The 11333-nt window shown below is 67.1% G+C and carries 10 protein-coding genes; 4 read left to right on the top strand and 6 right to left on the bottom strand.

Annotation, left to right across the window (positions count from 1 at the left end; translation table 11 throughout):
* Positions 1-38: 38 nt before the first annotated feature.
* Entirely contained in the window at positions 39-926 is an 888-nt protein-coding gene (locus CAG33_RS16420; RefSeq protein ID WP_085631914.1) for a LysR family transcriptional regulator, read from the bottom strand.
* A 139-nt stretch (positions 927-1065) separates the two neighbouring features.
* Here CAG33_RS16420 and lysM point away from each other — a divergent pair, with 139 nt between their 5' ends.
* The gene (lysM, locus tag CAG33_RS16415) at positions 1066-1506 is read left to right on the top strand and encodes a peptidoglycan-binding protein LysM (protein WP_085581934.1); all 441 of its coding nucleotides are present in this window, start codon (positions 1066-1068) and stop codon (positions 1504-1506) included.
* Between the two features lie 40 nt (positions 1507-1546).
* Here lysM and yrfG read toward each other — a convergent pair whose 3' ends face one another.
* Positions 1547-2209, bottom strand: coding sequence for a GMP/IMP nucleotidase (yrfG, locus tag CAG33_RS16410; RefSeq protein ID WP_085581932.1), 663 nt, complete (start codon positions 2207-2209; stop codon positions 1547-1549).
* Positions 2210-2296: 87 nt separating this feature from the next.
* On the opposite strand from yrfG, the gene nudE reads away from it, so the two are divergent.
* Both nudE and cysQ read left to right on the top strand, forming a co-directional pair.
* Positions 2297-2863, top strand: a complete 567-nt coding sequence (nudE, locus tag CAG33_RS16405) for an ADP compounds hydrolase NudE (protein WP_085581930.1) — start codon at positions 2297-2299, stop codon at positions 2861-2863.
* 11 nt (positions 2864-2874) lie between these two features.
* Positions 2875-3702, top strand: coding sequence for a 3'(2'),5'-bisphosphate nucleotidase CysQ (gene cysQ, locus CAG33_RS16400; protein WP_085631918.1), 828 nt, complete (start codon positions 2875-2877; stop codon positions 3700-3702).
* Positions 3703-3707: 5 nt separating this feature from the next.
* On the opposite strand, the gene CAG33_RS16395 is transcribed toward cysQ, so the two are convergent.
* The 4 genes from CAG33_RS16395 to rfbC form a co-directional block, all read right to left on the bottom strand.
* Positions 3708-4163 (bottom strand): YiiD C-terminal domain-containing protein, encoded by a 456-nt coding sequence (locus CAG33_RS16395; RefSeq protein ID WP_085581926.1) that lies wholly within the window; start codon positions 4161-4163, stop codon positions 3708-3710.
* Between the two features lie 40 nt (positions 4164-4203).
* Complete coding sequence (locus tag CAG33_RS16390; RefSeq protein ID WP_085581924.1) at positions 4204-5592, bottom strand: sigma-54 dependent transcriptional regulator; 1389 nt, start codon at positions 5590-5592, stop codon at positions 4204-4206.
* Entirely contained in the window at positions 5589-7397 is a 1809-nt protein-coding gene (locus CAG33_RS16385; protein ID WP_085581922.1) for an ATP-binding protein, read from the bottom strand. Before CAG33_RS16385 ends, CAG33_RS16390 begins: the two co-directional genes overlap by 4 nt.
* Positions 7398-7502: 105 nt before the next feature.
* The gene (rfbC, locus tag CAG33_RS16380; protein ID WP_085581920.1) at positions 7503-8048 is read right to left on the bottom strand and encodes a dTDP-4-dehydrorhamnose 3,5-epimerase; all 546 of its coding nucleotides are present in this window, start codon (positions 8046-8048) and stop codon (positions 7503-7505) included.
* 230 nt (positions 8049-8278) lie between these two features.
* On the opposite strand from rfbC, the gene CAG33_RS16375 reads away from it, so the two are divergent.
* Entirely contained in the window at positions 8279-11191 is a 2913-nt protein-coding gene (locus CAG33_RS16375; protein ID WP_085639428.1) for an aminotransferase, read from the top strand.
* Positions 11192-11333: the final 142 nt, after the last annotated feature.

Below are 11333 nucleotides of genomic sequence, written 5' to 3'. Positions count from 1 at the left end.
CTAATCGCTAGTGTCGATCTTCCGATAGATGCCGTCGATCAAGCGGCTGCCGGCGATTTCCGGTACAGCGCGAAACAGGCCTCGGCCAACGCCGAGCGGGGTGCCCCGCGCCGCATGATCAGACCCAGCGGTGCGAGGGTGCGGGCGCTTTCGATCGGTTGCAGGCGCAGGTGATCGGTGAGGTTTTCCAGGCCGCCGTCCAGCGGCATCACGGCGCAGCACAGGCCGCCGTGCACGGCTTGCAGCAATTGATGGACAGCGTCGGTCTGCAGCAAGGGCTGCGGGGTCAGGCCGCGGCTGTGGAAGTTGTGGTCGATGGACTGGCGAAAGTGCATGCCGCTGGTGAGCATGCCCAGCGGCAGTTCGATCAGCGACTCCCAGCTCAGCGGCGCCTCGCCGAAGGTGAAGCAGCGCTGATCGTAGAGCAGGCCCATGCGGGTCTCGCTCAGTTCGAGGGACTCGAAGCGCTCGCTGTCCAGGCGGTCCAGGTAGGACACGCCCAGGTCGATGCGGTTGTTGGCCAGGTGTTCGAGTACCTGCTCGGAGCTGAGCGACGACAGCTCGAAGCGCAGGTTCGGGTGCTGCCCGTGCAGCTGGCGCATCAGCGGCACGGCGTCGAAACTCGACAACGGCACGACCCCCAGCCGCAATGTGCCGATCAGGTTGCCGCGGCAGGCCGCCGCTTCGGCCTGCAAGCCGTCGTAGGCCGCCAGCACCGTGCGCGCCCAGGCCAGCACCCGCTCCCCCGGCGCCGTGAAGCCTTCGAAGCGCTGGCCGCGGTTGACCAGCGGCAGGTCCAGCTCTTCTTCGAGGCTGCGCAGGCGCATCGACAGCGTCGGCTGAGTGACGTGGCAACGGGCCGCGGCCTGGCCGAAGTGACGGGTCTCGTCGAGGGCGATGAGGAATTTCAGCTGCTTGATGTCCATCTTCGCTCCGGGGCGCGGGTTGGGGGTGGGCGATTCTAACGCCTGTGCGGGGGCAGGGTCATTGGTCGGGCCGGAACCGGCTCCGCGCGGGGTGGTCTAGGCTTTGTCGACTGACCCTTGATTCCATGGAGAGAACACGATGAGCATTTTCAGTTTTGTGAAAGAGGCGGGCGAGAAACTGATCGATCTGCTGACGCCGGGCAACGCCAACGCCGGCGATCAGCTGAAGGATCACATCAGCAAGGTCGGCCTGGGCAACCCGAACGTCCAGGCGACCGTGGACGGGGACAAGGTCACGGTCACAGGCGAAGTGGCGAGCCAGGAGGAGAAGGAAAAGATCCTGTTGGCCCTGGGCAACATCGCCGGGGTCGGCAGTGTGGACGACCAGATCACCGTGACCGGGCCGGTCGCGACGGCAGCACGTTTCGTCACGGTGAAGAAGGGCGATACCCTCAGCGCGATCTCCAAGGCCGAATACGGCGACGCCAACAAGTACAACAAGATCTTCGAGGCCAACAAGCCGATGCTGTCGCATCCGGACAAGATCTATCCGGGCCAGGTGCTGCGCATCCCCGAATGACCTTGTGGCGAGGGAGCGTGCTCCCTCGCTGGTTGGGGCCCTAGAGGCCCTCAATCAGATCCCGGTAATCCCCCACCGCCGCAAATTCTGCTGTGTCCTTCGGCCCTTTGCGGCTGTCCGGCTCCTTCACCGCCAGCAGATGCGCCACGCCGAAACCCCGGGCGCTGCGCAGGATCGGCAAGGTGTCGTCGATGAACAGGCTGCGCGCCGGATCGAAGCGCAGATCCGCCTGCAACGCGTCCCAGAACTGCGGGTTTTCCTTGGGGAAACCGTAGTCATGTGAACTGATGAGCCGCTCGAAGTACGGCGCCAGTTCGATCCGCTCCAGTTTCAGCGACAGCGAATCACGGTGTGCGTTGGTGATCATCACCACCCGCTTGCCGGCCTGCCTGATCGCCGCCAGAAAGGTGTCGGCGTCCGGACGCAGGGCGATGAGGTGGGCGGTCTCCAGCTTCAGTTCGCGCACCGGCAGCTTCAGTTCGGCGCTCCAGAAATCCAGGCAGTACCACTGCAGCCGCCCCGCGTTGCGTTCGAACAGCGGCTGCAGTTCCATCTGCGCCATGGCCAGGCTCATGCCGTGCAGTTCGGCGTAGCGCCGGGGCAGGTGCTCCAGCCAGAAATGGTTGTCGAAGTGCAGGTCCAGCAGCGTGCCGTCCATGTCCAGCAGAACGGTATCGATGTCGGACCACGGTAATGAAGGCATGGCAACGTCTCGGGGGGTAGAAAGATATCCGACGCAAACAATCGGAAAAGCCGCGTTATAGTAGCGCGTTCACCCAAGGAGCTTCGCATGCGCCAGAAACCCACCGTCCTCGCCCGCGAGATTGTCGCCACCAGCCGGCTGTTCTGCGTCGAAGAACTGAAGCTGCGTTTTGCCAACGGCGCGGAGCGCACCTACGAGCGCCTGGTCGGCAAGGGCGCCGGGTACGGTGCCGTGATGATCGTGGCGATGCTCGATGCCGAGCACGCGGTGCTGGTCGAGGAATACTGCGGCGGCACCGACGAATACGAGCTGTCGCTGCCCAAGGGCCTGATCGAGCCCGGCGAGGATGTGCTGGCGGCGGCCGAGCGTGAGCTCAAGGAAGAGGCCGGCTACGGCGCGCGGCAGCTGGAACACCTGACCGAACTGTCGCTGTCTCCGGGCTACATGAGCCAGAAGATTCAGGTGGTGCTGGCCACTGATCTGTACGAAGAGCGCCTGGAAGGCGACGAACCTGAGCCGATGCGCGTGGACAAGGTCAACCTGCGCGAGCTGTCGGCCTTGGCGCAGACTCCGAACTTTTCCGAAGGCCGCGCGCTGGCGGCCCTGTACCTGACCCGTGATCTGCTGACCCAGCGCGGGTTCTTCAAGCCATGAGTGAGAGCCCGATGAATTTTCCCCATCCGATGATGGCGCCGGTGGTTGAACTGGCCTTGCGCGCAGGCCAGGCGATCCTGCCGTTCTGGCGCGCCGGGGTGGCGGTCACCGCCAAGTCCGACGATTCGCCGGTGACCGCTGCCGATCTGGCGGCGCACCACGTGATCGCAGCCGGTCTGGCGGCGTTGGCGCCGGACATTCCGGTGCTGTCCGAAGAGGACGCCGACATCCCGCAGGCCGTGCGCGCCGGGTGGCAGCGCTGGTGGCTGGTGGATCCGCTGGACGGCACCAAGGAGTTCATCAGCGGCAGCGAGGAGTTCACCGTCAACATTGCCCTGGTCGAGAACGGTCGGGTGGTGTTCGGTGTGGTGTCGATGCCGACCAGCGGGCGCTATTACGTCGGCGGCGCCGGGCTCGGCGCCTGGCGCGGCGACACGGGCGGCTCGCCGCAGGCGATCCGGGTGCGCGATGTGCCGGGGCCGGGCGAGGCGTTCACCGTGGTCGCCAGCCGCCGTCATTCCAGCCCGGAGCAGGAGCGGCTGCTGAACGGCTTGAGCGCCAGCCTCGGCGAGCTGCAACTGGCGAACATCGGCAGTTCGCTGAAGTTCTGCCTGCTGGCCGAAGGGGCGGCGGACTGCTACCCGCGCCTGGCGCCGACCTCGCAGTGGGACACGGCGGCGGCGCAAGGCGTGCTGGAAGGCGCCGGCGGCGAGGTGCTGGACCTGAACGGCGTGGCGTTCAGCTACCCGGCCCGGGAGTCGTTGCTCAACGGGTTCTTCCTGGCGTTGCCGGCGAAGGCGGCGTGGCGCTCGAAACTGCTGGAACTGGCCCGTACCTGACGCCTTCAGCGGTGCAGGACGTATTGGCCGGTGAAGGTCACCGCGTCCTCATCGCTCCCGGCGTTGACGACCCGCGTCTGCAGCGTCAGCCGCGCGCGCCCGTAACGCCGGTACATCGCCAGGAATTTCTTCCATACCGCTGCCTCCGGTTCCGGGCAAACGGCGACGGCATCGCCGGTCACCGGCAGGGGATAGAGGATCTGCCCTTCCTGAATGACGATGTGGCCGTCGGTGATGCCTTCCTCTTTCAGGCGCAGGTGCAGCCAGCCCCAGCCGGCCAGCACCGCGCCGCAGTACAGGCTGCCGCCGAACATGGTGCTCTTGTGGTTGACGTTGGCCTCCAGCGGCAGGTGCAGGCGCAGTTGCCGTTCGTGCCAGTCGAGCACCTTGAGGCCCATGTCCCGGGTCAGCGGGATGTCGTGGTGGAGGACGGATTCCAGGTAAAGGCTGTCGCGGCTCATGTCCGATCCTCTTGCGGCAACGGGTGTGCGTAGGGGCGAATCATTCGGATTCCTCGGACTGGCCGGCGCCGTCGGCGAAGTTCAGGCCGTGCTTGCGCAGTTTGTCGTGGAGGGTCTTGCGCGGAATGCCCAGGGCTTCGGCGAGGCTGCGCACCGAGCTGTGGGAGCGCGCCAGTTCGGCGGCGATCAGCGATTTCTCGAAGTTCTCCACTTGCTCGCTGAGGCCGGCGCCGACCGTTCCGGCGGTCGCACTGCCCTGGCCGCCGCTTTCGGTGTTGTCCAGCGCCAGTTCCAACCCGAGGGCGAAGCGCTCCGCCGCGTTCTGCAGCTCGCGCACATTGCCCGGCCACGGGTGGCGCAGCAGCAGGGCGCGCTGGGCCGGTTGCAGTTCGTGGGTGGGCAGGCCATGGCGGGCGCTGGCTTCGTCGGCGTAGTGCTGGAACAGCACCAGCACGTCTTCGCCCCGTTCGCGCAGCGGCGGGATGCGCAGCGGGGCGACGTTGAGGCGGTAGTAGAGGTCGGCGCGGAAACGCCCTTGATCGGCAGCCTGGCGCAAATCCTCCTTGGTCGCCGCGATGACGCGGATGTCCAGCGGGATCAATTGATTGCCGCCCAGCCGTTCGACCACCCGCTCCTGCAGCATGCGCAGCAGCTTGACCTGCACGTCCAGGCTCATGCTTTCGATCTCGTCGAGAAACAGCGTGCCGCCGTTGGCGAACTCGAACTTGCCGATCCGGCGCTTCTGCGCGCCGGTGAAGGCGCCGGGCTCATGGCCGAACAGTTCGCTTTCCACCACCGATTCGGCCAGGGCGCCGGCGTTGATCGCCACGAACGGCCCGTTGCGCCGGCTCGACAGGTCATGCAGGGCGCGGGCGACGACTTCCTTGCCGGCGCCGGTCTCGCCAAGGATCAGCACGTCGGCCTTGGTCGCGGCCAGGGCGCCGATCTGTTCGCGCAGGCGCAGCATGGGCGCCGAATGCCCCACCAGCCGCGCGCTCAGTTCGTTGCGGTCGCTGAGCGCCAGGCGCAGGCTGCGGTTGTCCAGCACCAGCCGCCGCAAGGCCAGGGCGCGGCGCACGCTGTCGAGCAGGGCGTCGCTGGCGAAGGGTTTCTCCAGAAAGTCATAGGCGCCGGCGCGCATGGCCTGCACCGCCAGCGGCACATCGCCGTGGCCGGTGATCAGCAGCACCGGCAGTTCCGGATCCAGGGCGTGCAGTTCGGTCAGCAGTTCCAGGCCGTCCATGCCGGGCATGCGGATGTCGCTGACCACCACGCCCGGCCAGTCTCGCTCCAGTTGCCCGGCCAGGCCGGTGGCCTCTGACAGCGACAGGACTTTCAGGCCGGCCAGGTCCAGGGTCTGGCCGAGGGCCTGGCGCAGGTGCGGATCGTCGTCGATCAGCAGCACCTGGATGCGGTTGTCGATGGTCATGCGCTTCGGTCCTCGGACGGTTGCAGACTGACGCCGGGCGCTCCGGCGCGCAGCCTCAGGGTGATCAGGGCGCCGCCTTGCTTGTGGTTGGCGAACGACAGTTCGCCGCCGAAGGCGCGCATCAGGGTCTCGCAGATCGCCAGCCCCAAGCCAAGGCCCTGGGTGCGGGTCTTGGTGGTGTAGAAGGGCTCGCTGGCGCGGCCGAGGGCCTCCATGCAGAAGCCGGGGCCGTTGTCGCGGATGTACAGGTTGACGCCGTCGCCGGTGGATTCGGCACTCAGCCACAGTTTGCGCGGCGGGCCTTTCTCGGTCAGGGCGTCGAGGGCATTGGCCAGCAGGTTGCCGAGCACCTGGCGCAGGCGGGTTTCCCCGGCCTCCACCCACAAGGTGGCGGCGGGCAGGTCGCGGATCAGCTCGACGTCCATGCTCCGCCGGCGCTTGGCCAACAGCGCCAGGGCGTCGTCCAGCGCCGGTTGCAGGGCGACGCTCTCGGGAGCGTGGCGGTCGCGGCGGGCGAAGGCGCGCAGGTGGGCGATGATCGAGGCCATGCGCCCGGTCAGTTCGCTGATCAGCTTGAGGTTGCCGCGGGCGTCGTCGGTGCGCTGATGGTCGAGCAGCACCTCGGCGTTTTCGGCGTAGCTGCGGATCGCCGCCAGCGGCTGGTTGAGCTCGTGGCTGATGCTCGCCGACATGGTGCCCAGCGCCGACAGCTTGCCCGCCTGCACCAGGTCGTCTTGGGCCCGCACCAGTTCCTGCTGGGCGTGCTCGCGCTCCAGCACTTCCTGCTTCAGCCGGCGGTTGAGCCCTTCGAGGTCGCTGGTGCGCTCGGCGACCCGACCCTCCAGCTCACGCCGGGCCTTGCCTTCGAAAGCGATCCGTTCCAGGTAGTGCCGGCGCCGCTGCATCATCAGCCCGAGCAGCAGCATCACCACCAGCAGCGTGGCGCCGCCGATCGCCACCACGGTGCGCACCGGACGGTCGATCAGGGTGCGCGGGGCGAGGATGCTCACGCTCCAGCCGGTTTCGGTGATTTCCCGGGTCTGGGTCAGCCACGCCGTGGGGCTGAGGTTCAGCGGGCGCGGATCGCGGGTCGGATAGGGCTGGATTGCGGTGATCGCCGTGCGCTCGCTGTCGCTCAAGGGCCGGGTCGAGCGGAAGCGCCATTCCGGGCGCGACGTGAGGATGACCACGCCGTTGTGGTCGGTCACCAGCAGTTGTTCGGGCGTCTTGCCCCACAGGCTTTCGGTGTGGTCCAGGTCGACCTTGATCACCAGCACGCCGATGGTCTTGTCGCCCGCGCGCACGGCGGCGGCGAAGAAGTAGCCGCGCTTGGCCGAGGTGGTGCCCAGGCCGAAGAAGCGCCCGAGGTGCCCGGCCATGGCTTCGCTGAAGTAGGGCCGGAAGGAGAAATTGCGCCCGACGAAGCTGTCGTGCTTGTCCCAGTTCGACGCGGCCAGGGTCTTGCCGGAGGTGTCCATCAGGTACATGACCTCGGCGCCGGTCTGGGCGGCGATGTTCTTGAGCAGGCGGTTGGCGTTGGCCTGGGTGTCGCCGTCGTCGGGGGCCGCGAGCATGGCGCGCAGGGCCGGCAGGTCGCCGAGGATCTGCGGCAGCACTTCGTAGCGGTGCAGGGTGCCCAGCAGGTTGGCGACGTACAGGTCCAGGGTCTGGCGGTTCTGGCCGGCCAGTTCGCTGCGGTAGTAGCGCTCGGCCAGATGCTCCAGCGGCCACAGCAACGGGGCCAGGCACAGGGCCAGCAGGGCGAGGCTGCGCCAGCGGGGCCGGCGGGGTAGGGTCGGGGTCATGAGCATCGTGCGCCTGTGGGGACAGACGCATTATGCCTAGCCTTGCGGCAGCAGTCTGCGCGCCGCTCGGCGGGGCACAGCGCCGCTGAAGATTCGCACGGCGAATCAGGAAAAGACGTCGGCGTCCTTGAAGGCGGTGCCCGCCTGGTCCTTGGCGGACAACTGAGGCGCCTCGTCCAGCTGCCAGTCGATGGCAAGGTCCGGGTCGTCCCAGCGAATGGTGCGTTCCGCCGAAGGCGTGTAGTAGTCGGTGGTCTTGTAGAGGAATTCGGCGAATTCGCTCAGCACCACGAAACCGTGGGCGAAACCTTCCGGGATCCAGAGCTGGCGGTGGTTGTCGGCGGACAGGCGCACCGCGACCCATTGGCCGAAGTGCGGCGAGCTGCGGCGGATGTCCACGGCGATGTCCAGCACCTCGCCGGCCGTGACGCGCACCAGCTTGCCCTGGGTGTTCTGCAGTTGGTAATGCAGGCCGCGCAGCACGCCTTTCTGCGAGCGGGAATGGTTGTCCTGGACGAACTGCACATCGAGGCCGGTCGCCTCCAGGAACGCCTTGCCGTTGAAGCTCTCGTAAAAGAAGCCGCGCTCGTCGCCAAACACCTTGGGTTCGATGATCAGGACACCGGGCAGGTCGGTGGGGATTACATTCATGGGGATTTTCGGTGGCCAATGTGAATGGTCGGTATTCTTGCGCAAAGTGCCGGCCTGCGCGAGTGTCGAAGCGGATGCAACGGTCAATCGACCTTGCCGACATTCCATCGTTCCGCTCGATGGGGTTGGCCGTCGCTGCTCTCGCTCCGTCCTGCAAGCGGTTCAGGGGGTTGCAGATCGCCCGAAGCAGTGGCGATATAGGCGCCTGACAAAACAATAGGGGTCGCTCCATGTCGTTCGCCACGTTGATTCATCGTGTCAGCCTACCCACCCCGCAGGTCTCTGCGGAGCAGGCCCTGCACCTTCTGAAGGAGCATTACGGGCTGAGCGGCGCGCTGCACCCCTTGGGCAGTCAGCAGGATCTCAACTTCCGGGTCGACAGCGAGCGCGGCCGCTTCGTGCTCAAGGTCTGCCGCGGCGACTATTCGCTGGTGGAACTGCAGGCCCAGCACGCCGGCCTCAAATACCTGGCCGAACATTGCGCCGTGCCGGTGCCCCGGGTGATTGCGGCCCGCAACGGTGAAGACCTGCTGACGCTGACCGTCGGCGGCGAGTCCGTGCATGTGCGGCTGCTGGACTACATCGAAGGCCAGTCCCTGACGGCGCTCGACCATCTGGGCCACGAAGTGGTGGCTGGGTTCGGCCGGCTCTGCGGCGAGATGGATCTGGCCTTGGCCGGGTTCGACCATCCGGGCCTTGAACGCACGTTGCAGTGGGACGCCCGGCACGCCGAGGCCCTGACCGAACATTTATTGCCGGTGATCGCGGACGACCGCCAGCGCGCGCTGATCGCCGACGCGGCGGCCCAGGCCCAACACCGGTTGCGGCCGTTGCTGGCGCGGTTGCCGGTGCAGGCGATCCACATGGACATCACTGACGACAACGTCGTCTGGCAGCGGGACGCCGGGCGCCACTGGCAGTTGCAGGGCGTCATCGATTTCGGCGACCTGGTGCGCACCTGGCGCATCACCGACCTGTCGGTGACCTGTGCGGCGCTGCTGCACCATGCCGAGGGTGATCCGTTCGTGATCCTGCCGGCGGTGCAGGCCTACCACGCGGTCAATCCGCTGCTGCCCGAAGAACTGCAGGCCCTGTGGCCGCTGATCGTGGCCCGGGCGGCGGTGCTGGTGCTCAGCGGCGAACAGCAGGTCAGCATCGACCCCGGCAACGCCTACAGCCGCAACAACCTGGCCCATGAGTGGGAGATTTTCCGGGTCGCCACTTCGGTGCCGTTCGCCCTGATGGAGGCGGCGATCCTGACGGCGGTCGGGCAGACGTTGCCGGCCCTGGGCAGCGAAGGCTTTGCGCCGCTGCTGCCGGGCCTGGTCGGGCGCGAGTTCGCGCTGATCGACCTCGGCGTGCTGAGCCCGCATTTCGAGGCCGGCAATTGGGAGCAGGCCGGCATCGACCAGCGCCTGCTGGATGAAGCCGCCGCTGTGCACGGCTTGGCGGCCAGCCGCTACGGGCAATACCGCTTGTCGCGCACCCGGCCGGACTCTGCCGATGAGCCGGACACCTTCCCGCTGCACGTCGAACTGCGGGTGCCGGAAGGCTCGGCGCTGGAGGCACCGTTTGCCGGTGTGCTCCACCTGGCGGCGGACGGTTCGCTGCGCCTGGACGGTGTGCAGTCGAGCGTGCGCCTGTGGGGGGTGACGACCTCGCTGCACAGCGGCGCGGCGCTGGTCAAAGGCCAGGTGCTGGGAACGGCGGGCGGCGCCCTGACCGTGCAGTTGCTGCGGGACGCGCAACTGGAGGCGCCGCTGTTCTGCACGCCTTCGCGGGCGCCGGCCTGGCAGGCCTTGTGCCCGTCGCCGGCTTCGCTGCTGGGGCTGGCCTGCGACGCCGAGCCGGAGCTGGACGGGAAAACCCTGCTCCAACGCCGCGACGCCAGTTTCGCCCGCACCCAGAAGCATTATTACGTCGACCCGCCGCGCATCGAGCGCGGCTGGCGCAACCACCTGATCGACATGCAGGGCCGTTCCTACCTCGACATGCTCAACAACGTCGCCGTGCTCGGCCACGGCCATCCGCGCATGGCGGAGGCCGCCCGCCGGCAATGGTCGTTGCTCAACACCAACTCGCGGTTCAACTATGCGGCGGTCGCCGAGTTTTCCGAGCGGCTGCTGAAACTGGCGCCGGAGGGCATGGACCGGGTGTTCCTGGTGAACAGCGGCAGCGAGGCCAACGACCTGGCGATCCGTCTGGCGTGGGCCTACAGCGGCGGTCGCGACCTGATCAGCGTGCTGGAGGCCTATCACGGCTGGACGGTGGGTGCGGATTCGGTCTCGACCTCCGTCGCCGACAACCCGCGCGCCCTCGAAAGCCGCCCGGACTGGGTGCATCCGGTGACGGCGCCGAACACCTACCGCGGCGAGTTCCGCGGGCCGGATTCGGCGCCGGACTACGTGCGCAGCGTCGAGCATCAATTGGCCCGCCTCGACGAACAGAAACGGCAACTGGCCGGCTTCATCTGCGAACCGGTCTACGGCAACGCCGGGGGCATCTCGCTGCCGCCGGGCTATCTGAAGACCGTCTACGGACTGGTGCGCGCCCGGGGCGGCGTGTGCATCGCCGACGAAGTGCAGGTCGGTTACGGGCGCATGGGCCATTTCTTCTGGGGCTTCGAAGAGCAGGGCGTGGTGCCGGACATCATCACCATGGCCAAGGGCATGGGCAACGGCCAGCCGTTGGGCGCGGTGATCACCCGGCGCGAGATCGCCGAGGCGCTGGAGAATGAAGGCTATTTCTTCTCGTCCGCCGGGGGCAGCCCGGTGAGCTGTCAGATCGGCATGGCGGTGCTGGACGTCCTTGAAGAAGAGGGACTGTGGGAAAACGCCCAGGTGGTCGGCGGGCATTTCAAGGCCCGTCTGCAAGCGTTGGTCGAGAAGTACCCGCTGGCAGGCGCGGTGCACGGTTCCGGCTTCTACCTGGGGCTGGAACTGGTGCGCGACCGCGAGACCCTGGAGCCGGCCACCGAGGAAACCATGCGCCTGTGCGACCGGCTGCGGGAACTGGGGATCTTCATGCAGCCCACCGGCGACGACCTGAACATCCTCAAGATCAAGCCGCCGATGGTCACCTCGCGCCGGAGCGTGGACTTCTTCGTCGACATGCTGGCGAAGGTGTTCGACGAGGGGCTGTGAAGCCCCGCCTCCTGTAGGAGCGAGCCTGCTCGCGATAGCGGACGATCATTCAAGCGCGATGTTGATCGATCCGCCGCCATCGCGAGCAGGCTCGCTCCTACAGGGTTTCAATCCGATTAATATCGATGAAATTTCATAGCCT

The sequence above is a fragment of the Pseudomonas sp. B3(2017) genome, from assembly GCF_002113595.1.
Lineage (GTDB): Bacteria > Pseudomonadota > Gammaproteobacteria > Pseudomonadales > Pseudomonadaceae > Aquipseudomonas > Aquipseudomonas ekonensis.
Note: the sequence above shows the minus strand (reverse complement) of the source record. Positions and strands in the feature narration are given on the sequence as shown.

Bases quoted from the DNA above. Each gene is read 5' to 3' on its own strand.
- CAG33_RS16420 (WP_085631914.1), bottom strand. From the start codon at position 926: ATGGACATCAAGCAGCTGAAATTCCTCATCGCCCTCGACGAGACCCGT.
- lysM (WP_085581934.1), top strand. From the start codon at position 1,066: ATGAGCATTTTCAGTTTTGTGAAAGAGGCGGGCGAGAAACTGATCGAT.
- yrfG (WP_085581932.1), bottom strand. From the start codon at position 2,209: ATGCCTTCATTACCGTGGTCCGACATCGATACCGTTCTGCTGGACATG.
- nudE (WP_085581930.1), top strand. From the start codon at position 2,297: ATGCGCCAGAAACCCACCGTCCTCGCCCGCGAGATTGTCGCCACCAGC.
- cysQ (WP_085631918.1), top strand. From the start codon at position 2,875: ATGAATTTTCCCCATCCGATGATGGCGCCGGTGGTTGAACTGGCCTTG.
- CAG33_RS16395 (WP_085581926.1), bottom strand. From the start codon at position 4,163: ATGAGCCGCGACAGCCTTTACCTGGAATCCGTCCTCCACCACGACATC.
- CAG33_RS16390 (WP_085581924.1), bottom strand. From the start codon at position 5,592: ATGACCATCGACAACCGCATCCAGGTGCTGCTGATCGACGACGATCCG.
- CAG33_RS16385 (WP_085581922.1), bottom strand. From the start codon at position 7,397: ATGACCCCGACCCTACCCCGCCGGCCCCGCTGGCGCAGCCTCGCCCTG.
- rfbC (WP_085581920.1), bottom strand. From the start codon at position 8,048: ATGAATGTAATCCCCACCGACCTGCCCGGTGTCCTGATCATCGAACCC.
- CAG33_RS16375 (WP_085639428.1), top strand. From the start codon at position 8,279: ATGTCGTTCGCCACGTTGATTCATCGTGTCAGCCTACCCACCCCGCAG.